Origin of the sequence: Saccharopolyspora rhizosphaerae (assembly GCF_003931915.1) — a bacterium.
GTDB lineage: Bacteria > Actinomycetota > Actinomycetes > Mycobacteriales > Pseudonocardiaceae > Saccharopolyspora > Saccharopolyspora rhizosphaerae.
The window spans coordinates 1-25720 of record NZ_RSAA01000020.1; the positions used below are offsets into that span (position 1 = coordinate 1).

General features: G+C 68.5%; 18 protein-coding genes. 7 read left to right on the forward strand and 11 right to left on the reverse strand.

Features of this window, described 5'->3' with window-relative positions; genetic code table 11:
- Positions 1-99 precede the first annotated feature (99 nt).
- The 4 genes from EIL87_RS20140 to EIL87_RS20155 all read right to left on the reverse strand — a co-directional run bounded on the left by EIL87_RS20140 (position 100) and on the right by EIL87_RS20155 (position 3955).
- Complete coding sequence (locus tag EIL87_RS20140) at positions 100-567, reverse strand: DUF7144 family membrane protein (protein ID WP_125092144.1); 468 nt, start codon at positions 565-567, stop codon at positions 100-102.
- Positions 568-775: 208 nt separating this feature from the next.
- The gene (locus tag EIL87_RS20145) at positions 776-2278 is read right to left on the reverse strand and encodes a bifunctional aminoglycoside phosphotransferase/ATP-binding protein (protein WP_233576406.1); all 1503 of its coding nucleotides are present in this window, start codon (positions 2276-2278) and stop codon (positions 776-778) included.
- A 56-nt stretch (positions 2279-2334) separates the two neighbouring features.
- Positions 2335-3189, reverse strand: a complete 855-nt coding sequence (locus EIL87_RS20150) for a universal stress protein (RefSeq protein WP_233576407.1) — start codon at positions 3187-3189, stop codon at positions 2335-2337.
- Between the two features lie 505 nt (positions 3190-3694).
- On the reverse strand, positions 3695-3955 hold the full coding sequence (locus tag EIL87_RS20155; protein ID WP_125092146.1) for an SHOCT domain-containing protein: 261 nt from the start codon (positions 3953-3955) through the stop codon (positions 3695-3697).
- A 397-nt stretch (positions 3956-4352) separates the two neighbouring features.
- Between EIL87_RS20155 and EIL87_RS20160 the strand changes: the two genes are divergently transcribed.
- On the forward strand, positions 4353-6722 hold the full coding sequence (locus EIL87_RS20160) for a heavy metal translocating P-type ATPase (RefSeq protein WP_125092147.1): 2370 nt from the start codon (positions 4353-4355) through the stop codon (positions 6720-6722).
- A gap of 67 nt (positions 6723-6789) precedes the next feature.
- Here EIL87_RS20160 and EIL87_RS20165 read toward each other — a convergent pair whose 3' ends face one another.
- Positions 6790-7353 carry a ferritin gene (locus tag EIL87_RS20165; RefSeq protein ID WP_125092148.1) on the reverse strand — a complete coding sequence of 188 codons (564 nt, stop codon included), beginning with the start codon at positions 7351-7353 and terminating at the stop codon, positions 6790-6792.
- A gap of 143 nt (positions 7354-7496) precedes the next feature.
- On the opposite strand from EIL87_RS20165, the gene EIL87_RS20170 reads away from it, so the two are divergent.
- Positions 7497-8396: a universal stress protein gene (locus EIL87_RS20170; protein ID WP_125092149.1), complete on the forward strand. Its 900-nt coding sequence runs from the start codon at positions 7497-7499 to the stop codon at positions 8394-8396.
- 101 nt (positions 8397-8497) lie between these two features.
- Here EIL87_RS20170 and EIL87_RS20175 read toward each other — a convergent pair whose 3' ends face one another.
- From EIL87_RS20175 to EIL87_RS20190, 4 genes are all read right to left on the reverse strand, one after another.
- Entirely contained in the window at positions 8498-9493 is a 996-nt protein-coding gene (locus EIL87_RS20175) for an Acg family FMN-binding oxidoreductase (RefSeq protein WP_199740527.1), read from the reverse strand.
- Positions 9494-9558: 65 nt separating this feature from the next.
- On the reverse strand, positions 9559-10005 hold the full coding sequence (locus tag EIL87_RS20180; protein ID WP_125092150.1) for a universal stress protein: 447 nt from the start codon (positions 10003-10005) through the stop codon (positions 9559-9561).
- A gap of 98 nt (positions 10006-10103) precedes the next feature.
- On the reverse strand, positions 10104-10748 hold the full coding sequence (locus tag EIL87_RS20185; RefSeq protein ID WP_233576408.1) for a hypothetical protein: 645 nt from the start codon (positions 10746-10748) through the stop codon (positions 10104-10106).
- Positions 10749-10937: 189 nt separating this feature from the next.
- Positions 10938-13652, reverse strand: coding sequence for a bifunctional acetate--CoA ligase family protein/GNAT family N-acetyltransferase (locus tag EIL87_RS20190; protein ID WP_125092151.1), 2715 nt, complete (start codon positions 13650-13652; stop codon positions 10938-10940).
- Positions 13653-13909: 257 nt separating this feature from the next.
- On the opposite strand from EIL87_RS20190, the gene EIL87_RS20195 reads away from it, so the two are divergent.
- From EIL87_RS20195 to fdhF, 3 genes are all read left to right on the forward strand, one after another.
- A complete protein-coding gene (locus tag EIL87_RS20195) occupies positions 13910-14728 on the forward strand; it encodes a universal stress protein (RefSeq protein WP_125092152.1) in 819 nt (272 codons plus the stop codon).
- A 203-nt stretch (positions 14729-14931) separates the two neighbouring features.
- Positions 14932-16617, forward strand: coding sequence for an NADH-ubiquinone oxidoreductase-F iron-sulfur binding region domain-containing protein (locus EIL87_RS27760; protein ID WP_125092153.1), 1686 nt, complete (start codon positions 14932-14934; stop codon positions 16615-16617).
- A complete protein-coding gene (gene fdhF, locus EIL87_RS20205; protein ID WP_125092154.1) occupies positions 16617-19292 on the forward strand; it encodes a formate dehydrogenase subunit alpha in 2676 nt (891 codons plus the stop codon). Before EIL87_RS27760 ends, fdhF begins: the two co-directional genes overlap by 1 nt.
- Positions 19293-19367: 75 nt before the next feature.
- Here fdhF and EIL87_RS20210 read toward each other — a convergent pair whose 3' ends face one another.
- Positions 19368-19757, reverse strand: coding sequence for a hypothetical protein (locus EIL87_RS20210; RefSeq protein ID WP_125092155.1), 390 nt, complete (start codon positions 19755-19757; stop codon positions 19368-19370).
- A 225-nt stretch (positions 19758-19982) separates the two neighbouring features.
- Positions 19983-22682: a cation-translocating P-type ATPase gene (locus EIL87_RS20215; RefSeq protein ID WP_125092156.1), complete on the reverse strand. Its 2700-nt coding sequence runs from the start codon at positions 22680-22682 to the stop codon at positions 19983-19985.
- Positions 22683-23002: 320 nt separating this feature from the next.
- Between EIL87_RS20215 and otsB the strand changes: the two genes are divergently transcribed.
- Together otsB and EIL87_RS20225 are read left to right on the forward strand one after the other, a co-directional pair.
- A complete protein-coding gene (gene otsB / locus EIL87_RS20220; protein ID WP_125092157.1) occupies positions 23003-24577 on the forward strand; it encodes a trehalose-phosphatase in 1575 nt (524 codons plus the stop codon).
- 258 nt (positions 24578-24835) lie between these two features.
- Positions 24836-25672, forward strand: coding sequence for a universal stress protein (locus EIL87_RS20225; RefSeq protein WP_125092158.1), 837 nt, complete (start codon positions 24836-24838; stop codon positions 25670-25672).
- Positions 25673-25720 lie beyond the last annotated feature (48 nt).

A 25720-nucleotide genomic window follows, 5' to 3' on the forward strand; every position in this document is an offset into this window, starting at 1 on the left:
CCGGATAGATGTTGATCTTCTTCGTCGCTGATCCATCTACCGGAGACCTCACTATGTTCAACCACCGGGCCCCACGTTCCTAAACAGCTCCTAGGGGCGTCACCGCTCGGTCTGGGCGTTCCAGGTGGCGATCAGCGCGTAGATGATGAGCACGTCGATCACGAGCAGGAGGATCGACCAGATCGGGAAGGCTGGAAGCCAGGCAAGCTGCACGATCATGTTGATCGCCACCAGGCCGACCCCGACAGCGCGCGCCCAACCCGGGGCATTGCCCAGCAAGGACAACCCCGTCGCCAGCACGAGGGCGCCGATGATGATGTGCACGAATCCCCACGCGGTGAGGTCGAGGGCCAGGACCGCACCTCCGACGGTGACGAAGTAGGTCGGGGAGAACAACGCGGCCAGACCTTCGATCACACCGAACCCTCCGAGCACCGCCATCATCACGCCGCCGAAGCGCACCCAGTCCATTCCTGCGCCCGAGCCCTGAATCGCCCCACCGTACTGCGAGCGCGGCTTGGGCACGGACCTGCGGCCCTCCGCAGTCCGTGTCTGCTGCTCGGTCATCGATACCTCCAGTTGTCCCCGACGGTCCGTCTCCATCGCGGAACCGCACCCGGTTAATGTGCGCTCGGACGATGAGAGCGGCCAGTGCCAGAAGTCCCCAGCCAGAAGGCCACCCCAGCCCCGCGACCAGCTGCCCGAACGCCCTCCCCGCGGACTCCGGCGAACCTGGCCTGACTGCGCTCCTGCTCGGCCCGCCCGTGCCCGCAGTTCACCGGCAGGCTTGCAGGATCCTCCAGGCCGCGGCCACGGCCGACTCCGCTTCTCCTGCGGTGTCCACCTCGACCGCTTCCGGCCACGCGGCGAACCGGCCCGCCATCTCCTCGGCAACAGCGCCGGTGGCGTCGGAGACGTCATCCACGCGAGCGGCCAGGCGAGCCATTGCCACGTCCCGCGGCGCGTCGCACCTGAGCTCTGTGATCATCGCGCGTCCTTCGCGCGCGAGTGCTCGAGCCGCCTCTCGTTCATCGGCGTTGCTCCAACTCGCGTCCAGGACGACGCTCTCGCCGTACTCCATCAGCCGGCGGCACCGCGAGAACATCTCACCGTAGGTGTCGTGGACCTGCGCTCTGTCGTACAAGCCCCTGCCATAGCCCGCTCCGGGGTCGAGGTCGGCCGCGTGCGGCATCTCCCTGCGGATCTGGTCCGTCCTCAGCAGCACCCCGCCCATCCGGTCCGCGAGCGCGCCCGCCACCGTGGACTTGCCCACGCCCGGCAGGCCGCCTACGACGACCAGCCGAACCTGACCTGAGCGCAGATGGTCCAGTGCCATACCCGCGAGCTTCCGAGCCTGGTCGGCCGCAGATTCCACACCCTGCTCGTGACGCAGGCACGCGACCTTGCACCGCACGAAGGCGCGGTAGGCGATGTAGTGGTCGGCGAGAGAGCGGGGAACCTGAGAACCCGACAGTTCCGCATACCAGCCGAGAAACTCCCGTCCCAGCTCCGCCGCACCGAGACGTTCCAGATCCATCGCCAGAAACGCCGCGTCGTCGAGACCATCCACGTAGCGCAACGCGTCGTCGAACTCCAGGCAGTCCAGCGCACGTGGTCCGTCGGGCAAGCAGAACACGTCCTCCGCCTGAAGATCGCCGTGGCCGTCCACCACATACCCGCGGCGCACGCGGTCGCCCAGCAGACGCGCACGGCCATCGACGTAGTCCAGCGCCCGCCAGACGATCTCCTCGAACGTGTCGCGGTCGAAGATGCTCCCCACGAACGGCTCTGCCCCTGTGAAGTTGTCGACCCATCGCCTGCGCAACGCCGCTGGCTCGCCGGCTGATTCGACATCCGGGCCCCGCTTCGCGGTGCTGTGAAACGACACCAACTTCCGGGCGAGCTGCTGGAGGTCCGAGCGCACGTCCTCGCCGCGCTCCACCAACGTCGCCAGCCGCCGGTCCGGAGGCATTCGCCGCATGACCACGATCCAGTCACAACTCCGGCCCTCACCGTCGAGCACCTCGGACAGGTCGAGGTACACGTCCGGCGCCAATCGCCGGTTGAGCTCCACCTCCCGGGAGCAAGCCACTTTGCGGGATTCGACGCTGGTGAAGTTCAGGAACCCGAAGTCCACCGGCTTCTTGACCTTGTACGCGCGGTCACCGATGAACGCGACCACGGCCGTGTGGCTTTCCGCCACGGCCGCGGCCTCGGGTGGTTCACGTCTGGCTACCGAAACGCCCTCCACCACCCGCAACGAGCTGGTCAGGTCCACGACGTCCCCTCCTTCGACCCGGCAGTTGGAACCGCCTTGGTTCACCCCGACGGGCTTCAGCGCGCGACGATCACCGGGCACGGCGAATGCTGCAGCAGCTGCTGGCTCGTCGAACCGAGCAGCAAGCCGGTGAACCCGCCACGACCGCGTGCGCCCACTACCACGAGTTGCGCTTGCTGGGCATGCTGGAGAAGTGCTCGGGCGGGCTTGTCGTGGGACACGTAGCGATGCACCTCGACATCGGGGAACTTCTCGTTCCAGCCCGCCAGGTGCTCGGCCAGCCACCGTTCCTGGTCGGTCTGCGCGACGTCCCAGCCCTCCCCCTCGGTCCACCGCGCAGCGTCCGCATCGACGGAGTTCCACGTGTGCACTGCTCGCAACGCCACACCGCGCCGCGCTGCGCATTCGAACGCCGTGGTCAACGCCGCTTCGCCGGTGGCGGACTCGTCCACCCCGACAACGACCGGAGCCTCGGGCAACGCTGTCCCAGGGCCGCGCACCACCCCGACCGGGCAGTGGCCATGAACGCTGAGCGCCACCGCCACCGACCCGACCACCAGCCCGGTGAACCCACCCAAACCCCGACTGCCCACCACGACCAACTGCGCCTCGCCCGACTGGTCGACCAGCACGGCGCCCGCCTGTCCAACACGCATTTCGGTTTCCACCACGAGGTCGGCGACCTCCGACTTGGCGACCTCGGCTGCTCGGCGGAGCCACTCCTTGCCCTGTCGCTGCGCGGCCTGGATGTAGGGCACGGGAAGCGGGTAACCCGGCAGATCGGGGAGGTAGACCAGCGAGAGCACATCGGCGTACACAATCCGCAGCCGCGCGTTCCGGCGATGCGCCTCGGCCGCAGCCCACCGGACCGCGTGGACGGCCGACGACGAGCCGTCGACACCCACGATCACCGGTTTGAGGCTCTGACTGCTCATTTCCACTCCCCGATGACGAAGGTTGATGCGTCAAATCCGCGTGCGCGGTAGCACTGCCGAACAATCAGACTTGGCGCCCGACCAGTTCTCGGCGACTCAGCGGCCGACGCGATCAACGTCCCATGTATACGGCACTCCCCAGAACGACGATGCCGAAGTTCACGTCCACGCGCATGTCCAGCACGGCTGACGCCGACATCGAGATCCGACTGCGCCAGGGACATCACCCATCGCTGCGTTGATCCCCGTACCACCGAACTTGCTGCCATAAGCGACGAGTGCTCGCTTGCCCACAGCCGCCCCCTCGGTGTCACGGCCGAACACAGCCGAGTGTCCTGCCTCAAGCCGCCGACCGCACGTCTTCACCCCATGAGCGACGTCGAAACCACCATCTTGATCAGGACGAACGTGGGACCGCTGGGTGAACAACGGCAGCGGCCGGACACTGATGGGGCCGGACGTTTCCTCAACCCCGCTGGAGTTACCGGCCTCGCGCTCGCTCGCCCAGCACCTGAAGACGACGTTGGTATTCCTCCTCGTCGATCTCGCCACGCGCGAACCGATCAGCTAGCAAGCGCTCCGCACTGCTGGTCGAATCCTGCGACCTGCCGTGGTCGGCCGTTCGCGACAGATAACGGACCAAGGCGATGATGCCGAGAATGATCACCGCCCAGAACAGGACCGTGCTCGCGGTCATGAACGCGAACCCCCACACGCCCATACCCCCGTCTCCGAACATCATGGCAACCTCCTCAACCACGCGTTTGCCAGGCAACCGCTCAGGCCTTCATCTGCGACGACCGAACGCCGACGCCGATTGGGTACCCCGCCGAACGGACGGCAAGCGCGCCGGATACCCGGCCGAGCCTTCCGGCCGATACTCCTCCCCTCCAGCAAGAACCCCCCGCCGGGCGTCGCCAGACCCGCAATGGTTGAGGGAGAGGACATTGGCCCTAACTGCCGGAGGGCAGCCTTCCTAACGTTGGCCTCCGCGTCCTGGCGCGCTCAGGCGGCGTGTGGCTCCCGCCAGCCATAGGCGAGCGGCGACAGAGGGCCAGTTTGCGCCGGGCCGGTTTTTGCCGACCCGGTGCGCGCGGGGTGTTTGGTACGCGACGAGTAGCGAGAAGGATGTGCGGGCGATGCCCGATCCACGGTCGACGCATCAGAATAAGGCGAGTCGGCTCCGACGTTGGTTCGAGCCAACGCTTCTCGTCGTGACGACAAGCGGGTCGCTCGTCGGCGTCGGCGCCTGGGCAGTCGGGGCTCCCGGCATAGCCGACGCGGTGTGGATGGCGACAACAGCCGCTGCCATCGTGCCCGCGCTGGTTTGGATGGTGCTGGCGTTGTGGCAGGGCCGGACCGGCGTCGACCTCATCGCGGTGCTCTCGCTCGGCGGCACCCTCGCCGTGCACGAGTACCTCGCAGGAGCGCTCATCGCCGTGATGCTCGCCTCCGGGCAGACCCTGGACTCCGCAGCGCAGCGCCGAGCCTCCCACGACTTGCACGCGCTGCTGGAGCACGCCCCCCGTATCGCCCATCGGCGCGCGAAAGGAGCCATCGAGAACGTCTCCGCGGACGAGGTGCGCGTCGGCGACCTGTTGCTGGTGGCCCCCGGTGAGGTGGTGCCTGTCGACGGTCGGGTCGGCAGCGATCCCGCACTCCTCGACGAGTCCGTGCTCACCGGCGAATCCGCGCACGTCGAACGTGGTCCCGGAGACACCGTGCGCAGCGGTGTCGTCAACGCGGGAACAGCCTTCGAACTGGTGGCCGACGCTCGAGCCCAGGAGAGCACCTACGCGGGGATCGTACGACTGGCTGAGCAGGCCAGTGTTGAGCGCGCACCCGTCGTCCGGCTCGCCGACCGGTACGCGACGTGGTTCCTCCCGCTGACCTTGCTCCTCGCCGGTTCCAGCTGGTTGATCACGGGTTCCCCGGTCGGTGCGGTCGCCGTGCTGGTCGTTGCCACACCTTGCCCGCTGCTTCTGGCGGTTCCCGTGGCGGTCGTATCGGGCATGTCCCGGGCTTCTCGAGCCGGGGTGATCATCCGCGATGGCACTGCGCTGGAGAACCTCGGCCGCGCCACCACCGCGGTCATGGACAAGACCGGCACCCTCACTGCGGGACACCCAGCGGTGCTGGACGTCATCAACGCACCGGCGATCGAGGCCACGGAAGTGCTCCGGCTGGCCGCCTCGCTGGACCAGGCATCCCCCCACGTGCTCGCCGAGGCCATCGTCGGGCACGCGCGCCGGCTTCAGCTCGTGCTGTCACAGCCGCGCGACGCATCGGAACAGCCGGGCCGCGGGATGAGCGGCATCGTCGAGGGTGACCGAATCGAGGTCGGCAAACTCGCGCTTCCCGAGAGCAGACCGCGCTGGATCGACACCACGCTGAACCGCGCCATGCTCGACGCCGCTGCCATCGCCTGGGTCAGCCGCGAAGGCGAACTCGTAGGCGCGGTGCTGCTGCGCGATCCAGTGCGCCGAGACGCCCCCAGAACCCTCCGGCGGCTGCGGGAAGCAGGCCTGCGCCGCCTGGTCATGCTTACCGGCGATCGCCTCGAACCGGCCAGGGAAGTCGCGACAGTGCTGGGATTGGACGGGGTGCACGCCGAGCAGAGTCCCGCGGAGAAGATCGCAAGTGTGCGCGAGGAGAGCCGATCCGCGACTACCATCATGGTCGGCGACGGCGTCAACGACGCTCCCGCCCTAGCGGCGGCGACGGTCGGGATCGCGATGGGTGCACGCGGCTCTACCGCGTCGTCGGAGGCCGCCGATGTGGTGCTCACAGCGGATCGGCTGGACCCGCTGGCCGAGGCGATGAGCATCGCCCGTCGCGCGCGCGGCATCGCGGTGCAGAGCGCCGCCGTCGGCATGAGCCTGTCGCTCCTGGCCATGGGCATTGCCGTAGCCGGTCTGCTGCAACCCGCCGCGGGGGCTCTCCTGCAGGAAGGCATCGACGTCGCGGTCATCCTCAACGCGCTGCGTGCGTTGCGCGGCCACGATCGCGGCGAGCGCACCGTGCCACCCGCCACGCAAGACCTGCTGCACCACTTCGCCTCCGAGCAGAACGAGCTCCGGGAAACCCTGCACCTGATCCGCGATACCGCGGACCTCATCTCCGGAAACTCCAGGTCCACGAATGTACTGGCCGCGCTGCGTCGGACCGGTGAATTCCTGGATCAGCGGCTCGTTCCGCACGAACGAGCCGAGGAAACCCAGCTCTACCCCGCCCTCGCCGCCGCACTGGGCGGCGCCGAGGCCACCGCGACGATGAGCCGCATGCACGCCGAGATCGACAGACTCAGCGCCAGGATCCGCTCCCACCTGAACCTCGCTGAAACGCGCCGGCACATCGGCGACGACCAAGTCGAGGACCTGCTCGCCACCCTGTACGGCTTGCACACCGTGCTACTCCTGCACTTCACCCAGGAAGAGGAAAGCTACTTCGCGCTGGCGGAAACCGACCAGGGCCCCCTAAGCCCGGAAGCACCGCGCCACGCCCGGTGAGCCACGACGCACTGGTGCTCACCGCAGCTGCCGCCTCCGGAGCCGGCACCACGTGGTGCGCGGGACGTCATCGCAACTTCCCGCCCGCGACCTGAGGGGCTCCCGATTCGTACCTCTCGTTCTCCACGGATTCCCGCTTGAGGTAGTCCTCCAGGTCGAACATGTTGCCCTGCGAGCGATCGGCGACGTTGAGCATCGTGTTCATCTGCGCGATTTCGTCGACCTGTTCGGACAGGAACCAGCGCACGAACTGCTCGCCGAGGTAATCTCCCTCCTCACGCAGGACTCGAGACAACGTCGTGACTTCATCGGTCGCGACGCGTTCCTGCTCAACGGCGAGCGCTATCAGCTCGCGAGGGTCCGAGAAGTCGTTTCGGACCGCCTCAACGCTGGGGACTTCCACCGCAACGCTGTTGTCGATCATGTACTGCACGATCCGCATCGCGTGATCGCGCTTGCGCAGCGACTGCCGGTAGAAGTACGACGCCAGACGCGGGAGATCCCGCTGGTCGAACCACACCGCGCAGGCCAGGTACTGCTGCGATGCCCTGAGTCCGCTTCCCACCTGCTCTTCCATCAGGTTCTGGGCCTGGGAGGTGCGAGGCGAAATCGTCTTCACCACTGCATCCATGGCAAAAAACGCTACGGCCGGGCGGCCATGAGCGCGACCGGGCGCCAAGCCGGTGACGCCTCACGCACACACGGCACGCGGGCTGCGGCGCAGCACCGATTGAGCGACGCTTGCGAGAGCCCGACCACCGGAGGTTGATCGCGATGTCGACGGTCCACGACGACGGCGTCGTCGTCGGATTCGATGCTTCCGCAGAATCGCGGACGGCAGTGCGGTGGGCGGCGCTCGAAGCCACGACACGCGGGCGGCCGCTGGAGGTCGTTCACGCGACACCCATCCCGCTCGAGGAGTTGACGCGCATACACCTGCCCAGCGAGACCGTTTCGTTCGAACCGCTGCGCAGCGCCGCACAGCGGGTGCTGGCGGACATCGCTGCCGAATGCCGTCGCGAACACCCCAGTCTGGAAGTGCGGACGCAGGCACGCATGGGCGACCCGGCAAGCATCTTGCGCGACGCCGCTACAAACGCGTGCGTCCTCGTGCTGGGCCCGCCCCGGAAGGGGCGGGCGCATCATCTTCTGCTCGGCTCGACCGCCGGCAACCTGGTGCGCTCGGCGCCCGCTCCGGTCGTCATCGTGCGCGGCCACCGCTGGTCCGGCTCCGCCGGACCTCCCGCAGGGATCGAACGGGTCGTCGTGGGCATCGATGGCTCCGCATGCAGCGCGCGGGCAGCGGGATTCGCCTACGACCTCGCGTTCCGCCACGACGCGGAACTCACCGCACTGCTGGCCATCGCAGAGCAAGCATCGGACCCGCTGCCACCGAACCGCGGATGGACCCTCGGCTCCGATGCCATCGACGCTCAGCGCCGCGTCTTGGCCGAGTCCGTGGCGGGATGCGCCGAGGGGTACCCGGACGTCGTGGCACACCAGGAGCTGATCACCACTGAAGGCCCGACCGATGCGCTGCTCACCGCTGCGGTCGATGCCGATCTCCTCGTGGTCGGCACCCGCGGGCGCGGTGCCCTCCGCTCGACCTTGCTCGGTTCGGTCAGCCACGCCGTGGTGCACTACGCAGCCTGCCCCGTAGCGGTCATCAGGTGAACCTGCGAGGTCACCGCTTCCGGCGTCCGCGCCGTGAGAATCAGGGAGGTGGACGAGCGCAGCGGTCGAGGGAGGTGTCGGGGCGGTGCGCTGGCACGCGTTCACTCTTCGGGGAACAACCCTTCGATGACGTCCGACAGCGCTCGACGCGGTGTCAGCGGCCCGGGGAACTCGTGCGTCACCGGCCACCCGATCTGCAGCGCCAGCTGCGGAAACCCGTCTCCCCCGAGAACCTGCTCCCGGACGTGGTCGCGGGACACTGCTCTCTCACCGATCTGACTGAGCGGACACGTCGCCAGGCCCTGTTCCGTCGCGCAGAGCAGGACAGCGCTCAGCGCCTCACCCGCCGCCAGCCAACTCCCCTGGTCATCGCCCAGGGTCGCCAGCACCGCCAAGACCGCCCCATCGTCCAGGATCGGCACCTCCAGCTCCCCCTCGGCAACGAGCGCGAAGTTCCGCTCCGGCATACCACGCAGGTGCTCCGCCGGGAGGCTGTGAGCCGGTACCCCTTTAGCGGCAGCGTGGCGCCCTGCCCACGTGGCGAATTCTTGCCGGTACTCGGGCCACTGACGCAACTCCGAATTCGCCTGCTCGATGGCCACTTCCAGCTCTCTGCGCAACCGGTCGTCCGAGGCGAGGACGAGCCGGCAACCCTCGGACCCCGCGACCTCTCGCAACGGGGCGAGCACCTCCTGCGGCACCGGGTCGGTCAGGAACGGCCGCCGATCGGTGCGCCGGTCAGCAGCCGCGGCGGCCAAGGTCAGCACGTGCTCATCGACCTCGTCGAGCCTGGTGAACTCGATCGAGGCGAGGTGGTCCGGCTGATCCGGGTTCGGCAGCCGGTGCACCCGGGCCTGCCATCCTTCGGCGGCCAAGGCGATGCGCAGGTGGTTCAACGCAGCGCCGCAGCTCATCACTCTCTCCCGGCCGGTCGGGTCGACAACGGGCAACGCGCGAGAAGGATCCAGGTAGAGGTGCACCGAATGCTCGGCCACCTTCCACAGCCAGGGCTGGCTGTTGTGCACCGAGGGCGCCCGGCACGCCAACGCCAACGCCGCGCGCACCGTCTCCCGCGACGGAACCCACCTTCCGGCCATCGTATTCACCCCCACCAGGATCCTCGCGCATCACCGGCAAGATCACCCGTTTCCTCTCATCGTCATCATTGGGCCGGCGGACGAACAACGACGACGGTGCACGGTGCGTGGGTGACGCAATGCCGACTCACCGACCCCAGCAGAGCACCCACGAATCCGCCGTGCCCACGACTTCCGACGACCAGGAGATCCGCGTGCTTCACCTGGACCAGCAGGACACCCGCGGCATGACCGCGGACGACCTCTCTGCGGATGGGCACCGATGTCGGCAACGCCGCCGTGACCTCGTCGACGATCTCCCGAAGCCCCTTCTCCGCGCGCATTCTCAACTCGTCATCGGACATCAACGGTGGCATGGGTGCGGGCTCGGTGAAGTTCGGCGGGGCCCACGCCAGCACTCCGGTGATCTCCCCACCGGTCTGTTCGGCGTAGCGCAGCGCCCACCGCAGTGCCGCTCGCGAGCCCGGTGAGCCGTCGACTCCGACGACGATTCGCGGTCCGTTCTCACTCATGAACCCGCCCTTTTCGAGAAGTGTTCAGCACCGGGCCTACCGCGCAGCCGCGAGACCGGCCGTCATCACTGGGCACGGCCTCGGTCCTGTTAGCACGGCTACGCCGCCTGCTCGGCGGCAGTGCGGACGGTGGCTCGCATGATGGCCCTGACGAACGGCTTGACCACGACCCAGTACAGCTTGAAGATTCGGTGTGTGATCGGGTCGTTGAGAACGGTGCGGATGTCGTAGGTCACCAGGCTGCTGCTTCGCCCGTACGGTCGGACCGACAACGAAGAGAAGATCTTGCCCCGCCCCGGTTTGCCGTACTCCGTGAACTGCTCGGCCTCGACTTGCTCCCATCGCACGATCGGAGTCCAGAACCGGCCCGCCGCCCCGAAGATGACCTCTCTTCCGGGCTGCTCGCCCAGCAGAACCCAGTCGCCGCTCGCGACGAGATCGTCATAGGTCAGCCTGGTCGGCTGCCTCGGTGGGACCCGCCTCCTCAAGCGCTCAGGCAAACCTCGCACCCACATGGCCAGGTCCGCCGTGGATGACCTGATCGTGAGCAGGTCCAGGTTCCGGAGCGCGGAATACATCGCGTCCGGCGCCTTGTTGACCACGAGGTGTTCGACGGCTTCGAAATCGCTCTCGGCGGCGAAATCGTCGATCGTCACGGACTGGCCGATGACCTCCCACGACGTCGAGTCCGCGGTGGTGTGCGTCTCCGCTGTCACGTCAGTCTCCCTGGTTCTCTTGTTCATCGGGTCTCCTCCTCGGTAGAGCGTTCGGTCTCCCGACGGCGTCACCGCGTGCACCACTCCTCGGGTACCACGGCCACCTACGGTCTATACGCACGAGCGCAGGGGTCCTGCCCGAACACTGCTGTCACAGCCCCATCGCGCGCACCTCAGGTCCCATTTCCATCGGGGCTACCGCAGTTCAGGCCTCGCTCACAGCCGCAATCTCCGGATCAGGGGGTCTTCGATTTCACGCGGCTCCAAACGGATGCGAGCATCGGGGATCTGCACGCCTCCTGCGGTCACGATCAGCGGGTTGAGGTCGATCTCGGCAATTTCCGGCAACAGTTCAGCCAAGCGAGCCGTCCGCAGGAGCACATCTGTCACGGCGTCGCGGTCCAGCGTTTCGTCGGACCGAGGACCGAACAACTGGGGCCCGGCCCGTAGCTCGTGCAGCATGTCTTCGGCATCGCCCGTGGTCAGCGGCAGGAGTCGCCGGCTGCGGTCGGCGATCAGGTCGGTGTCCGTTCCGCCGAGCGCGAAAACGATTATCGGCCCCAAGGCGGGCTCGCTGAGCGTCCCCACCAGGAACTCCCGCCCTTGCGCGACCATGGGCTGCACCGTGACACCACGCAGGTCGGTGCCGAAGCGCGCCCGCAGGCGTGCCCAGCCGGCGCGAAGATCGGGGACCGTCGCTACACCGAGTACGACGCCACCAGCTCGCCCCTTGTGCACCAGCCCCTCGACATGGGCTTTGAGCACCACTTGGCAGTCGAACTCGCGCAAAGCGACGACGGCGTCGTCTTCGGTGGCGCATTCCCACGACGGCACGCTGGGGAGCCCGAAGGACCCGAGGAGTTTCCGAACCACGTCGTCCCCCAGCCAACCGCCCGCTGGTAGGTGGTCCAACGCGGAACCCACCAAATCGCGTGCGGTCGAGACGTCGATGCGTGCGAGGTCGGGAACCACGCCGTGAGATCGCTTCAGCCAGCGGCTGTAGGTTGTGACATCGGCCAGCGCCTGAGCGGCGAGGGTGTGATCCGCGAACACGGGGATTCGTGCCTCACCGTCGACGAGCGACGCCAACGATTCTTCCTGCCCAGCACTCACCGCGAGCACCGGCGTGTCGCAGCCGTCCGCCCGAGCGCGAGAGACTGCGTCGGTCAAACCCGTGATCGGGTCGCTCACCGCGGTCCGCAAGACCGGAACGACCACGGCATCGACCGTCTCGTCGCGCAGCACGAACTCCACGCTTTGAGCGAACGTGGCGACGTCGATCGCAGCCGTGGTGTCAACCGGATTGCGCGAACTGGCCTGCTCCGGCAACAAGGCGGCCAGGTCGGGCCCGGCCTCCGGTAACGAGGAGAACTCGAGGCCGGCCTGCGCACAGGCCTCGGCCGCAAGCAGGCCGAGCCCTCCGGCGTTGCTGACCACGGCCACGCGCGGCCCCTTTGGGAGTCGCTGCCAGCTGAGCAGACCAAGCACTGCCACCAGTTCTCCGAGATCGTCGACGCCGATGGCGCCGGTGTGCCGGAGCAACGCCTCTCGAGTGGTGCTCGGAGTAGCGGCCGCTGCCGTGTGCGAGAGCGCGGCTCGCTGGGCGATCGGGCTGGCACCACTGCGCAGCACGATCAAGGGTTTCCGCTCGCTGAACCTGCGCGCCAGCCACGCGAACTTTCGCGGATTGCCGAAGGATTCGAGGTAGAGGACCCCCGCGATGGTGCGCGGATCGCGTTCCCACCACAGGAGCATGTCGTTGCCGCTCACATCGTACTTGTCGCCAGTGGACACCATCGTGGAAATCCCCAGACCAAGTCCGGACAGCCGTTCGATCAGCGCGATCCCCACTCCTCCGGACTGCGTGGCGAGCCCTACCTCGCCTTGAGGCGCACCCGCGGCGCTGAAGGTCGCGTCCAACCGCACGACCGGATCGGTGTTGACCAGGCCGAGGCAATTCGGACCCAGCAACCTCATCCCCCAGCGCCGGACGGCTGCGACGAGCCCCTCCGCGAACATCGGACACCCCGAGATCCCGGCAGTCAGAACGACCAGTGCTCGTACCCCGAGATCTCCGCATTCCTCCGCCACGTCCGGAACGTGCTCGGCGGGCACGCACAGCACTGCGAGCTCGGGAGTCTCCGGAAGATCGGACGCGGACCGGTGGGCGGTCAGTCCGAGGACCTCTCCTCCACTCCGGTTGACCGCGAAAACGTTTCCGGTGTAGCCGCCGCGGATGATGTTGCTCAGCAGAGCGTTTCCCACCGCTGACGCCCGATGACTCGCACCGATGACAGCTACCGAGGCAGGGCATAGCACCCGGCGCAAGCTGGCGATGTCCGCCACTCGCTCACGGTCGCTCACCTTGGCCCAGTACGGTTCTCCCGGGTCCAGCGCAACCGTCACCTGGTACGACGATCCGTCCGCGCACACGTCGTACTGCAAGCCGCTGTCCTGGAACACCCGCATCATCGCTGAGTTCGCCGCCAACACCTCAGCCCGGAACTCTCGCAGCCCGCGACGTCGTGCCGCCGACACCAGGTGCTCGAGGAGCAAGGTTCCCACTCCGCGCGCGTGCCGCGCCCGTTCCACCACGAATGCCACCTCGGCGACTTCCGGGATCAACACTTCGAAATGGCCGACCCCGATCAAGCGGTGCCCGTCGAACGCTCCCAAGGCGAGGGCACGCGCATCGCCTTGATCCACCAGCCTCCGCATGAAACGTTCCAGGGCTACTTCCGATGGCGCACCGAAGAACCGGAAGTAGCGGTCCACCTCCGAAAGCGCGGAGTGCAGACGTTCGACCTCAGCAAGATCGCGGACTTCCAGCGGTCGCACGGTCACGACGCTGCCATCGGTCAGCACCGCACGCGCGACCTGCGCCGTTTCCTGCTCTTCAGGGCCGTGGTCCGCCCCGCCACCTGTCGACATCGGGCCGGGTCCTCATCATCTCCGAGGATTGAACGGCCGGCGGGTTCCTGGTTTGCCAGCCGACTCCCAAGCGCGCATTCTCGGTCCCCGGGGCCTCTCGGGCGCTGTGCGAAGCGCTTCCCACTCCCTCACGCCCGTCGTGGTAGACGCGGACCTCGCGCTCGCAAGCAACGATAGGGCCCGGAGAACCCATCAGCACGCCAGGTGCAGTCGACGGTGGTCGATGCGCGCACCGACATCCGTGGAGGTGCGAGAAGATGGAGCGAGCCGAGCAGTCCATCGTCGTCGGCGTGGACGGTTCCAACTCCTCCGCGCAGGCTGCGGTGTGGGCGGCGGCAGAAGCAGTGCGCCTGGCAGCCCCATTGCATCTCGTTCTGGTCAACAACGAACCGGACCGGGAGTCGCACGCCAAGGAGGTGGTCCACGACATCAGCAACAGCTGTCGGCAAATCGCAGGCGAGCTGGAGATCACCGAAGAGGTCAGGTCCGGCCATCCCGCTGGAGAACTGGTCCACCGATCGGCCGCAGCGCGGCTGATCGTGGTGGGATCCCGTGGTCAAGGCGCGTTCCGGACGACATTGCTCGGCTCGACCAGCACTGCGGTCGCCACCCATGCATCGTGCCCGGTCGTCGTCGTGCCCGGCACGGAACTCCCGCAGTCCGGGCCAGTGGTGGTCGGGATCGACGGGTCGACGGAGAGCCACCACGCGATCCACTTCGCCTTCGACGCTGCAATGCGCTTCAACAGCGAACTCGTCGCGGTTCACGCATTTCCCGACGCCAGCTTCATCCCGGGCCCCTACGACCACCCGGACCGCGACGAACTGCTGGCTTCGGCCAGGAGCAGTCTCGAAGCCCAGGTATCGCCTTGGGCCGAAGACTTTCCGGAGGTCGTCGTGCACCTGGTGGTATCGAACATCCCGCCCGTGCAGGCGCTGCGCGACGCGGCTCGGCAGGCCCAGCTGCTCGTGGTCGGCCACCGCGGGACAGGCGGATTCACCGGTTTGCTGCTGGGTTCAATAGCGCGTGGCGCGCTGAACCACGCTCTCTGTCCTGTCGCGGTGGTCCCCGGCTGACGATCAGGGTCGAGCCAGTCGCGCAATACCGCATTCACGTCTCGCAGCCGCGGGTGCTGCCCGGAGCAGCTCGGCTCGCGAAGCCGTACGTGGTCGGTCACCGTGAGTTCGAGGGAATGGCGGGACGCCTGCGCAGGCGCGCCGCTCCACGTGGCCCGCCCTGCGCGGTGGTTCCACGCTGACGATCCGAGTGGGAGGAGCCCATGGGTCGAGACGCGTTCGTCGAAAGGGAACGGCGGTTCGGGCGAAGCGACGGCCGTGCGCTCGGAAGGCTCCACGACGCGTCGGCGCAGCACGCGCGAATCGACCAAGCCGACCTGCGCGCCGTCGCCGACGACCTAGGGCGGCCGGTGGCAGCGTTGACCGGCGCGGCCGGGTTCTACGCTGATTTCGCCGGTGTCCGTGGGCGCCGGCACGTGCAGATGTGCGCCGGTACGTCGTGCTTCGTCTCGGCCGGTGGGCCGACCGTGCCGGTGGCGGAGGCGGCACTGGGTGTGACCGCCGGACAGGCCAGCGCGGATGGCTCGCGGTCGTTGGCCGGGGCGTACTGCCTCGGTTACTGCTACGCCTCTCCGGCGGCACTGGACAGGCGCACACCGATCACCGGCCCTGACATCGGTGAACGATTGCGCTCCACCGATCTCCGGAGCGCACCACCACCTGCGATCCCCTACCGGGCCACCAGTGGTCGGACCGTCGTGCTTGCGGGACTGACCGGGGAGGAAGGCTCGTGGCAGGTGTGGCCGCAGATCGTGGCCACCGGGTCCCCGAGGGCGGTCCGATCCGAGGTCGCGCGCGCCGGGCTGCGCGGTCGCGGTGGTGCCGAGTTCCCGGTGGCCGACAAGTGGCGGGCGGCCGCGACCGGCCCGGAGCCGAGATTCGTGGTGGCCAACGGCGACGAGGGCGACCCCGGATCCTTCTGCGACCGGCTGCTGCTGGAAAGCGACCCGGACCGAGTCCTCGAAGGGCTGGCGCTCGCGGGCTTCGCGACGGGAGCGAACCGGGGAGTCGTGTTCGTCCGCTCCGAATATCCGTCGGCTGCCGAGAAGGTGCGCGACGCGGTGAAGAGCGCACGCGAAGCTGGGCACCTGGGCCGCGGTGTGCACGGCTCCCCGGTCGACTTCGACATCGAGGTCGTGCAGGGCGCTGGCTCCTACGTCGCAGGGGAGGAAACCGCCCTCCTGCACGCGCTGCAGGGATTCCGCGGCGCTGTGCGCCCGAGGCCGCCATATCCAACCGAACATGGCCTCAACGGGCAGCCCACCTCGGTCAACAACGTGGAGACGCTGGCCGCGGTGCCGTGGGTGCTGCGCCACGGCGGCACCGCCTACGCACGGCTTGGCAATCCGGTCGAGACCGGCACCAAACTCGTGTGCTTGAGTCAGCGGTTCGCGAACCCGGGCGTGTACGAGGTCGAGTTCGGTGTGTCTTTGCGCCACCTCGTCGACGAGCTCGGCGGTGGCCTCGATCCAGGCTACCGGCTCAGGGCCCTGCAGATCGGCGGTCCGCTCGGCGGCTTCCTCTCGCCGGACGACCTGGACGTCCCGCTGCTGGCAGAAGACCTTGCCGAATCAGGGGTCGGGCTCGGGCACGGCAGCCTGGTCGCGATCGACGACCGGATTTACGCGTGGGAACTGCTCCAGCACGCGTGGAGCTTCGCCGCCGCTGAAAGCTGCGGCTCCTGCACGCCGTGCCGGGTGGGAACCCACCGCGGCCAGGAGTTGGCGACGCAGTTCCCGACCAGTTCCAGAGGAATCCTGGAGCAGCACGACAAGGTGTTGAGCGTGATGTCAGCGGGGAGTCTGTGTGCTTTCGGTCGGGGCGTCTCCGCCGCTGTGCGCAGCCTGCTCCAGGTGTACCCGGACGAGCTCACCGGAGAGGAGCCCTGATGCAGGTCCTCGTCGAAGAGGCGTCGGTGACGGTTCCGGACGGTGCCACCGTGCTCGATGCCGTGCACGCCGCGGGTGCCGATCTGCCTGCGCTCTGCCACGACGAGCGGCTGTCGCCACGCGGCTCCTGCCGAACCTGCCTCGTGCGAGCCGGGGAGCGCCTCGTCGCTGCCTGCACGACGCCCGCGAGCGACGGATTGCGGGTCCGCCTCAACGATCCGGTTGCCCGGCAAACCGCTGGTGAGGCGGTGGAACTGATCGTGTCCGAACTTCCCGAGCGTGCCCTGGACCTGCCGGCCGAGCGCAGCGAGCTGGTCCGGGCCTGCGCCCACTTCGGCATCACCACCAGCAGTTTCAGCGGTGCGGGGCACGAACGGGGACTCGACCACTCGCACCCCTACGTCAAGCTCGACCGCGACCTGTGCATCGCCTGCGGTAGGTGCGTGGCCATGTGCGCCGAGGTCCAGGGAACGTTCGCCCTGGAGCTCACCGGCCGCGGCTTCGACACCGTGGTCACCGCCGGTGATGGTGGTCCTTGGGTCTCCTCCCCGTGCGTCGGGTGCGGTGGCTGCGTGGACAGCTGTCCCACCGGAGCGCTTTCCGAACCGGGCCTACTAGACCTCCGCCCTACTACGACGACTACGACGACCTGCGGCTACTGCGGGGTCGGTTGCACGCTCGACGTCCACGTCCGGGACGGCGCCGTCGCCGCCATCACCCCGACGCACCGAGCACCTGTCAACCGCGGGCACGCCTGCATCAAGGGCAGGTTCGCCCACACCTTCAGCCGCGCGGATGACCGCCTCACCGCGCCTCTGGTGCGACGCGGCGACCAGCTGGTCGAAACCACCTGGGACGAAGCTTTGTCCACGATCGCGAACCGTTTGACCTCGATCCGGGACGAGCACGGGCCGGACGCCATCGCCATGATTTCGTCCGCGCGAGCTACGAACGAGGAGAACTACCTCGCCCAGAAGTTCCTCCGCACCGCCATCGGCACCAACAGCATCGACAACTGCTCGCGGCTGTGCCACTCACCCTCGGCGGCCGGGCTCACCGCCTCCTTCGGGCTGGCCGGCGGCACCAACCCGCTCGACGACCTGGACCGCACCGACTGCGTCCTCCTCGCAGGCGCCAACCCCTCGGAAGCGCACCCCGTCGTCGGAGCGCGCATCAAGCAGCGCGTGATGGCCGGGGCACGGCTCATCGTCATCGACCCGCGCCGCACCGAACTGGCCTCCCTGGCCGACGTTCACCTGCAAGCCCGGCCCGGCTCCAACGTGGCCGTCTTCAACGCCATCGCCCGAGTACTGATCGAGGAGGGGCACCTGGACCGCGACTTCATCGAGCAACGCACCACGAGCTTCAACGACCTCGCCCAGCTCGTGCAGGAAAATCGACTCGACCACGCCGCCGAGATCGCCTCCGTGCGAGCTGCCGACCTCGTCGAGGCCGCACGGCTGTTCGGGCGAGCGCAACATCCGGCCATCGTCTACGGCCTCGGGATCACCGAGCACGCGCACGGCACCGACGGCGTGCGCGCCCTCGCCAACCTCGCCCTCCTCCGCGGCTCCGTCGGTACCCCCAAAGGCTGCGGAATCCTCCCGCTGCGAGGTCAGAACAACGTCCAAGGCGCGTCCGACATGGGGGCGCTCCCGGACTTGCTGCCCGGCTACCAGCCGGTCACCGACGCCGCAGTGCGCGACCGGTTCGCAGCCCGCTGGGGTGGTGCGCTACCTGGGCGCCCGGGCCTGCGGATCCCGCAAATGTTCGACGCCGCGATCTCCGGAGAGCTGCGAGCGCTGCACGTCATCGGCGAGGACGTTGCCCACAGCGACCCGAACGCCAACCACGTCCGCTCCGCCCTACGGGCATGCGACTTCGTGGTCTGCCAGGACATCTTCCTCTCTCACACCGCTGAACTCGCCGACGTGGTCCTGCCCGCTGCCTCGTTCCTGGAGAAGGACGGCACCTTCGTCAACTTCGACCGCCGCTTCCAGCGAGTCCGTCCCGCGCTCATCCCGCCCGGGCAGTCCGCCACCGATTTCACCATCGTGCACCGGATCGCCGAAGCCATGGGCGTGGACCTGGGTTGCCGGACGCCGGCCGAGGCGCTCGCCGAATGCGCCTCACTCACACCGATCTTCGCCGGCCTGTCACACCAACGCCTCGACGCCGAAGGCCCGCTGCACTGGCCTTGCCAGACGCCCGATCGCCCCGGCAGCGCGGTCCTGTACCTCAACGGGTTCGCCACCCCTGACGGCCGCGCCGCATTCGCGGCGCGCCCCTACCTCCCGCCAGGCGAGGAACCGGACGCCCAGTATCCGTACACCTTGATCACCGGCCGTCGACTCGAGCACTACAACACCGGATCCATGACACGGCGCACCCAGAACACCGAGCTGCTCCCTGGCGAAGCCCTCGAACTTCACCCTTCCGACGCGGCGCACCTCGGGGTGGTGGAAGGGACTGACGTGACGGTCACCAGCAGGTGGGGCCAGGCCACGTTGGCCGCCCACGTCACACGAGATGTCGCACCGGGACAGGTGTTCACGTCCTTCCACTTCCCGCATGCCGCCGTCAACAGACTCACTTCGCCGCACACCGATGCGGTGACCGGCTGCCCCGAGTACAAGGTCACCGCAGTCGACATCGGTGCCGGGACCTCACGATAACGGGAGTGTCGTGCGGGATGAGGCAAGCCGACCCGCTCCCAGGAGCGGTTCACCAGCCGGTCCCGTCAAACGGCGTCAGTATTGCTGCCGTGTCCACTTGGGGCCGACGATCTCCCACTCGCGGCTCCACGCGCCCTGCGCTCGAACGTTCGCGATCCGGTGAACACAGGCGATCAAAGCCGCGCACAGCGCCTCACCCATGGCGATCGCCCAGAAGATCAACGCGACTTCAGAGGCGCGGAGCTGGCCTTCGGTCAACGGCGCCGCGACGACCCGATCGACGTCGTCAACCCACACCACGACCTTCCCGCCCATCTCCGTTGTTCGCCCGACCTCGACGTTGGCATTCTGGGGAGTCCCGTCGACACCACCCCACCTCACGTCGGCGCGATGGGTGGTCGTTTGGATGTCTGGGGTGATTCCTACGACCTGCGCGGTGGGGGGTGCGACGGCGACGGCCTCCACACAGCCCGAGCACCAGGATGGCTGTGAGCCGATCCAGCCGACGCCGCAGGGGGTTCGGTGTCGATCTCAGCGCCTGACCGAGCCAATGGGCCCCGGTTAGCAGCTGATCACCGCGCATCGCGTTCTCCTGAAGAGGCTCCTTGGCTCTCAGGCTCGGTGATCAGACGAGGCCCAACCAGGGTCTTTCGTCATCGGCCAGCCACCGCAGCGCCCGGGCGAGGACGTTCACGGTCGTCGGCTTCGAGACGTCCGGGCACGCGACAAGCGTCGGTAGAGCTCGTCGGCGCCCCACACGAGCACCGGGAACGGCAGCATGAGGGCGTACGTCCAGCCCGGCGGCGGTGCGGTGTTGAACACGCCGCGCAGCGGTGGCAGGTAGACGATCGCGGCCGCGAACAGCAACTCGAACGCACAGCCGGCGAGCAACAGCTTGTTGCTGGTCAGCCCGATGTCCCGGAGTCCGACGTACTGGGTTCGGGACGCGAACGCGGTACCGATCTGGCAGAAGACGATGCCCAGGAAGGTCACGGTGGTCGCCTGCAGGTAGGCGTGGTGGAGCACCGCGTTCTCCGACACGTCCGCCCCTGGCCGCCAACCGGCCGCCAGCAGCACCGCGAAGAACCCGATGAGCACGAGAATCCCGGAGAGGACTCCCATGATCCCCCACGCCCGCAGCAGGAGACGCCGCGTGACCACGCTGTCGGACCGGGTTCTCGGCGGTCGATCCATCAAACCGGGCTCGGCGCGCTCCCGCCCCAGGGCCAGGGCCGGCAGCGTCTCGGTGCCCAGATCGATCGCGAGGATCTGCAGCACCGTCAGGGGCAGCGGGATCGCTCCGCCGGAGAGCGCGAAGTGCAGGAAGGGCAAGACCTCGGGCACCGCGTGGGCGAAGATGTAGAGGACGAACTTGCGCACGCTGTCGTAAACCCGGCGGCCTTCTTCGATCCCGCTGACGATGGTCGCGAAGTTGTCGTCGGTGAGCACGACGGTAGCGGCCTCGCGGGCGACGTCGGTCCCGCTGGCCCCCATCGCCACGCCCAGATCGGCCCGACGCAGAGCAGGTGCGTCGTTGACCCCGTCACCCGTCATCGCGACCACCTGCCCGCAGTGGTGCAGGGCATCGGCGATGCGCAGCTTGCTCTCGGGGGCGGCCCGGCAGAACACGATCTCCTGACCGCTCATCAACAGCTCGTCCAGGTCGGTCTCGGCCATCGCGTCCAACTCCGACCCATCGACCACCTGGTCCCCACCGATGCCGACCTGCCGCGCGATCGCCGTCGCGGTACGACCGTTGTCGCCGGTGACCACGTGCACGCGGATGCCCGCCGCGTGACACGCGCTCACCGCGGCGGCGACCTCCGCTCGTGGCGGGTCGATCAGCCCGATCAGCCCGAAGAGGCACAGGTCCGATTCGGCCCTCTCGCGATCGGCGGGGAGCTCCGGGAAGTCGCGACGCGCCACCGCGATCACCCGCAGCCCGCGACCGGCCATCTCGTTCACCACGTCGAGCAACCTGGACCGCTCCTGGCCCGTCAACTGCCGCACCACACCACCAGCGCCACGGGCGCTGGTGCACCGGGGCAGCACTTCTTCAGGAGCGCCTTTGACGTGCGCGACGTACCTGGACGCCAGGTGGTCCACGGTGGTCATCCGCTTCAAGTGCGGGTCGAACCTGAACAGCCTGGCCCGTTCCGCGTCCCGCCGTTCGGAGCTCAGGCCCTCGCCGGTGGAGTGCGAGAACGCCAGCAAGGCCAGTTCCATGGGGTCGCCGGAATTGGTGCGCTCGTCAGCCGTGGTGCACCGGGCCACCGCCAAGGCGAACTCAGGCCGGGGTGAAGCGGGCGCGCCGACGCCGTCTCGTGTTTCCAGGACCCGCATGACGTTGCGGGTCAAGGTGCCGGTCTTGTCCGTGCAGATGACGGTTGTCGAGCCGAGCGTCTCCACTGCCGAGAGGCGTTTGACCAGCGCACCGCGCCGCGCCATGCTGCGCACCCCGCCCGCGAGCGAGAGCGTGATCGTCGGCAGGAGTCCCTCGGGGACGTTGGCCACGAGCAGTCCGATCGCGAACACGAAGGCTTGCGTCCAGGTCAGGCCGGCCAGCACGCCCAGGGGCAGGAAGGCGGCAGCGACGCTGGTGGCCACGGCCGCGATCAACCACGCGACCCGGCGCACCTGGCGTTCCAGGGGGCTCTCGGCCAGCCGCACCCGTGCCGAGAGCATCGCGATGCGGCCCAATTCCGTGTGCCGACCGGTCGCGTGCACGACGGCTTCCGCGCTCCCCCCGGTGCACACCGTGCCGCTGAAGACCAGCACCGGCGAGTCCACCGGGCGTCGCGCGGTGTCCGGCAGATCCGCGGTCCGCTCGACCGGACTGGACTCGCCGGTCAGCGCGGAGGCGTCGATTTCGAGGGCGCCGCTGAGCAGTCTGGCATCCGCGGGAACCCGGTCGCCTTCGCCGAGCAGCAGCACATCGCCTGGCACGAGCTCGGTGGCCAGCACCCGCGTGGGGCGCCCGTCCCGCCGGACCTGGCTGTGCTGCGGCAAGTAGTCCCCGAGCGCTTCGACGGCCTGCTCAGCCTGTTCTTCCTGCCAGAACGCGAGTGCTGAGTTGAGCAGGATGACTGCGACGATCGCCAATGCGAGCTCCCGCGTACCGACGATCCAGGCCAGCACCCCGGCGATCCACAGCAGCAGTGCCAGCGGATGGGTCAACTGCCGCAGCCACGCGACCGGCCACTCCCTGACCGCGTGATGCGGCAGATCGTTGGGTCCGTGCACCTCGAGCCGCCGCCGTGCTTCCCGCGAGGTGAGTCCTCCAGCGGTCGTCCGCAGGTCCCTGAACACGCGCGCCGTCGGCTCGCGCGGATCGATGGGCACCGGGCCTCGTTCTCGACCGGCGCATGCGGCGTGGCGCGGAGTTGTCACCTCAGCTACTTCGCGACGCCGCCCATCCCCGGTACCCGCAGGTGCCCGGGGCAGGATTGCGCAACGCCACGGTCCAACCGCGTCATCCTCCCTCCGACGGTGGCCGGGAACCGGCCACCACCAACCCGGTAGACGTCACCGAAGTTCCGCGCCGTTGCCGATCTACCTCTCGGTGCCGAGATCGCGCAGCGGGCCTTCGCGGTGATCGCGGCACAGCTGTGAGCGATCGCGCCTCGCGGAACGGCCTGGCACGGTGAATACCCCTGCGCTCAGCCGGGTAACCACGAGCCACGCTTGGCACAGCGGTCGCGGGAGCCGACATGGTCGCCACGAACATCGATCCTCGACGCTACCGCGGCGTGGTGTTCGACATGGACGGTGTGATCACCGATACCGCCGCCGTGCACTCAGCGGCGTGGAAACGCCTGTTCGACCAGTACTTGGCGGAGCGCCCCCATGCCTCGAACGAAGATCACCAGTCGTTCCGGCAAGCCGATTACGCCGACTACGTCGACGGCAAGCGGCGGGTCGACGGAGTGCTGGACTTCCTCGGTTCACGTGGCATCTCGGTGCCGCGCGGCGACGCCGATGACGCTGCCGGTCTCGAAACCGCCCACGGTCTCGGCAAGCTCAAGGACCGCTACTTCCTCGAGGCCCTCGCCGCGGCGGGTGCGCTGCTGTTCGACGACGCGGTACCGCTGATCGAATCCCTGCGCGAACGCGGCATCCGAACCGCCGTCATCTCCGCCAGCCGGAACTGCCGGCAGGTACTCCGGCGCGCAGGTGCGGCGCAGCTGTTCGACGTCCGCGTCGACGGCGTGCTCGCCGATCGGCTCGGCCTGCCCGGCAAGCCGGAACCCGCGATCTTCCTCGAAGCAGCGCGCCGCCTCGACACGCCGGCCTCGGCGTGCGTGGCCGTCGAGGACGCCAAAGCCGGAGTCCAGGCGGCCAAGGCCGGATCCTTCGGCCGCGTCATCGGAGTTGCCCGCACCGGTCCGCCGAGCCGATTGCTGCAAGCAGGTGCCGATGTGGTCGTGTCCACGCTCAGCGACGTTTCCGTCACGACCTCGGCCGATCGGCGTCTGTCCGAGGTGGCCGACGCCCACCGATGCTGGGACGAGATCGCCCTGCGGCTACGAGATCGCGGCCTCGTGCTGGTGCTGGACTTCGACGGGACCCTCGCTCCGATCCGCGAGGACCCCACCGAAGTCGTCATGCCCGCAAGCACGAGAGACGTCCTGCAGCAGCTCTCCAGGCGCAGCCCGGTAGCGGTGCTCAGCGGCCGGGATCTTGACGACGTGCGCCGCCGAGTTCACCTCGACGAACTCTGGTACGCTGGCAGCCACGGGTTCGAACTGGCGAGCCCCGACGGCGCCTTGATCGCGCACGACGTCGGCGATTCGGCGCTGCTCGGCCTCGACGAAGCCGAACGGCACCTCCGCGAGGAGCTGAAGCTCATTCCAGGTTCACGTGTCGACCGCAAGCGTTTCGCCCTCGCCGTGCACTACCGCAACGTCCGGCTGGATTCCACCGACGAGGTGCTCTCCGCGGTCGACCGCATCGGTCGCACGTTCCCCGCGCTCCGCCTTGCGCACGGACGTCGGGTGATCGAGCTGCTGCCGGACGTCGACTGGAACAAGGGCAGGGCCTTGCGCTGGCTGCTGGAGCACATGGGGTTGGCGGGCGCCGGCGCGGTGCCCATCTTCGCCGGAGACGACTACACCGACGAAGACGCCCTGCGCGAGATCCACGAGGACGGCATCGGCGTGGTCGTGCGCAGCGCCGAGCACGGCGACCGCCTGACTTGGGCCCACTACGGGGTCGACGACCCGAGCTCCCTGACCGGGTTGCTAGCCCGCTTCGTCTCACTCGCGGCCGACCCCGGCCGCTCCTGAACAGCGAATGGAGGCGGCGAAGCGCGCTGGGGCCGGCGCACCACGCCGTCGCCGCCGGCGGGTCACCCGGACAGGTCCTTCGGCCTCGCGTGGCGGTGCTCGCCACGGGTACGCCTAGAACGTTGGACTCGTGTCGCTGGTGGTGAGGAACCGGACGAACAGACCTTCGGGAAGAGAGCGGACGCAACATTGCCGCGTCATCGGCGACGAGGAGCGGGGACCGCTCAGTTCGCAGCGCAAGCCGATTGGGAGACCGACATGACGACACCGGACGAACCCATCGTCGTGGGAATCGACGGTTCCGAGGACGCCGTGCACGCGGCCAACTGGGCCGTGGGCGAGGCGAACCACCGCGGGGCAGCTCTGCTGCTCGTGATCGTCAACGACGACCCGGCCCGCGCGTCCCACGCCGAGAGCGCGGTGCACAAGGCCGCCGCCAAGTGCCGGGCCATGGCCCCCCACCTCGCGGTGGACGTCGAGATCGCGAAAGGAAGACCGGTCGAGGAACTCCTGCGGCACAGTCGGAAGGCGCAGCTGATGGTTCTCGGCGGACGCGGGCACGGCGGATTCGCGGACGCACTGCTCGGCGGGGTGAGCTCCGCCGTGGCCACCCACAGCTCGTGTCCGGTCGTCGTAGTCCGCCGGGGCGTACCGACGACCGTCGGGCCGGTGGCGGTCGGTGTCGACGGCTCTGAATCCAGCTCTGCCGCCTTGCGGTTCGCGTTCGAAGAGGCCCAACGCGCCGGTGCCGAGTTGCTCGTGATGGAGGTGTGGCACGAAGGGGATCTGCTCGCCGGACCACTGCCGCCCGACGAGCGTGACCGCGTGCAGCAGGACGTCGAGCAGTCGCTCGCCGAGCAAGTCTCCGCCTTGCACGAGCAGTTCCCGGACGTCCGAACTCGGCAGCTGGCGCAGCGCGGCCACCCCGTCGCGGCGCTGACCGACGCGGGCCGGGACGCGCAGCTGCTCGTCGTCGGGCACCGCGGACGTGGCGGATTCGACGGGGTGTTCCTGGGTTCGGTCGCCGCCGGCGTCCTGCACCACGCGCCCTGCCCGGTCGCGGTCGTCCGGAGCTCGGATGACACAGCCACGTGATCGATTCGCGCGAACCCGGCCGATGATCTACCCCGCGGGCGATGCATA

What these genes read in the sequence shown, in the direction of transcription:
- EIL87_RS20140 (WP_125092144.1), bottom strand. Translation starts at nt 567, where the DNA reads ATGACCGAGCAGCAGACACGGACTGCGGAGGGCCGCAGGTCCGTGCCC.
- EIL87_RS20155 (WP_125092146.1), bottom strand. Translation starts at nt 3,955, where the DNA reads ATGATGTTCGGAGACGGGGGTATGGGCGTGTGGGGGTTCGCGTTCATG.
- EIL87_RS20160 (WP_125092147.1), top strand. Translation starts at nt 4,353, where the DNA reads ATGCCCGATCCACGGTCGACGCATCAGAATAAGGCGAGTCGGCTCCGA.
- EIL87_RS20165 (WP_125092148.1), bottom strand. Translation starts at nt 7,353, where the DNA reads ATGGATGCAGTGGTGAAGACGATTTCGCCTCGCACCTCCCAGGCCCAG.
- EIL87_RS20170 (WP_125092149.1), top strand. Translation starts at nt 7,497, where the DNA reads ATGTCGACGGTCCACGACGACGGCGTCGTCGTCGGATTCGATGCTTCC.
- EIL87_RS20175 (WP_199740527.1), bottom strand. Translation starts at nt 9,493, where the DNA reads ATGGCCGGAAGGTGGGTTCCGTCGCGGGAGACGGTGCGCGCGGCGTTG.
- EIL87_RS20180 (WP_125092150.1), bottom strand. Translation starts at nt 10,005, where the DNA reads ATGAGTGAGAACGGACCGCGAATCGTCGTCGGAGTCGACGGCTCACCG.
- EIL87_RS20185 (WP_233576408.1), bottom strand. Translation starts at nt 10,748, where the DNA reads ATGAACAAGAGAACCAGGGAGACTGACGTGACAGCGGAGACGCACACC.
- EIL87_RS20190 (WP_125092151.1), bottom strand. Translation starts at nt 13,652, where the DNA reads ATGTCGACAGGTGGCGGGGCGGACCACGGCCCTGAAGAGCAGGAAACG.
- EIL87_RS20195 (WP_125092152.1), top strand. Translation starts at nt 13,910, where the DNA reads ATGGAGCGAGCCGAGCAGTCCATCGTCGTCGGCGTGGACGGTTCCAAC.
- EIL87_RS27760 (WP_125092153.1), top strand. Translation starts at nt 14,932, where the DNA reads ATGGGTCGAGACGCGTTCGTCGAAAGGGAACGGCGGTTCGGGCGAAGC.
- fdhF (WP_125092154.1), top strand. Translation starts at nt 16,617, where the DNA reads ATGCAGGTCCTCGTCGAAGAGGCGTCGGTGACGGTTCCGGACGGTGCC.
- otsB (WP_125092157.1), top strand. Translation starts at nt 23,003, where the DNA reads ATGGTCGCCACGAACATCGATCCTCGACGCTACCGCGGCGTGGTGTTC.
- EIL87_RS20225 (WP_125092158.1), top strand. Translation starts at nt 24,836, where the DNA reads ATGACGACACCGGACGAACCCATCGTCGTGGGAATCGACGGTTCCGAG.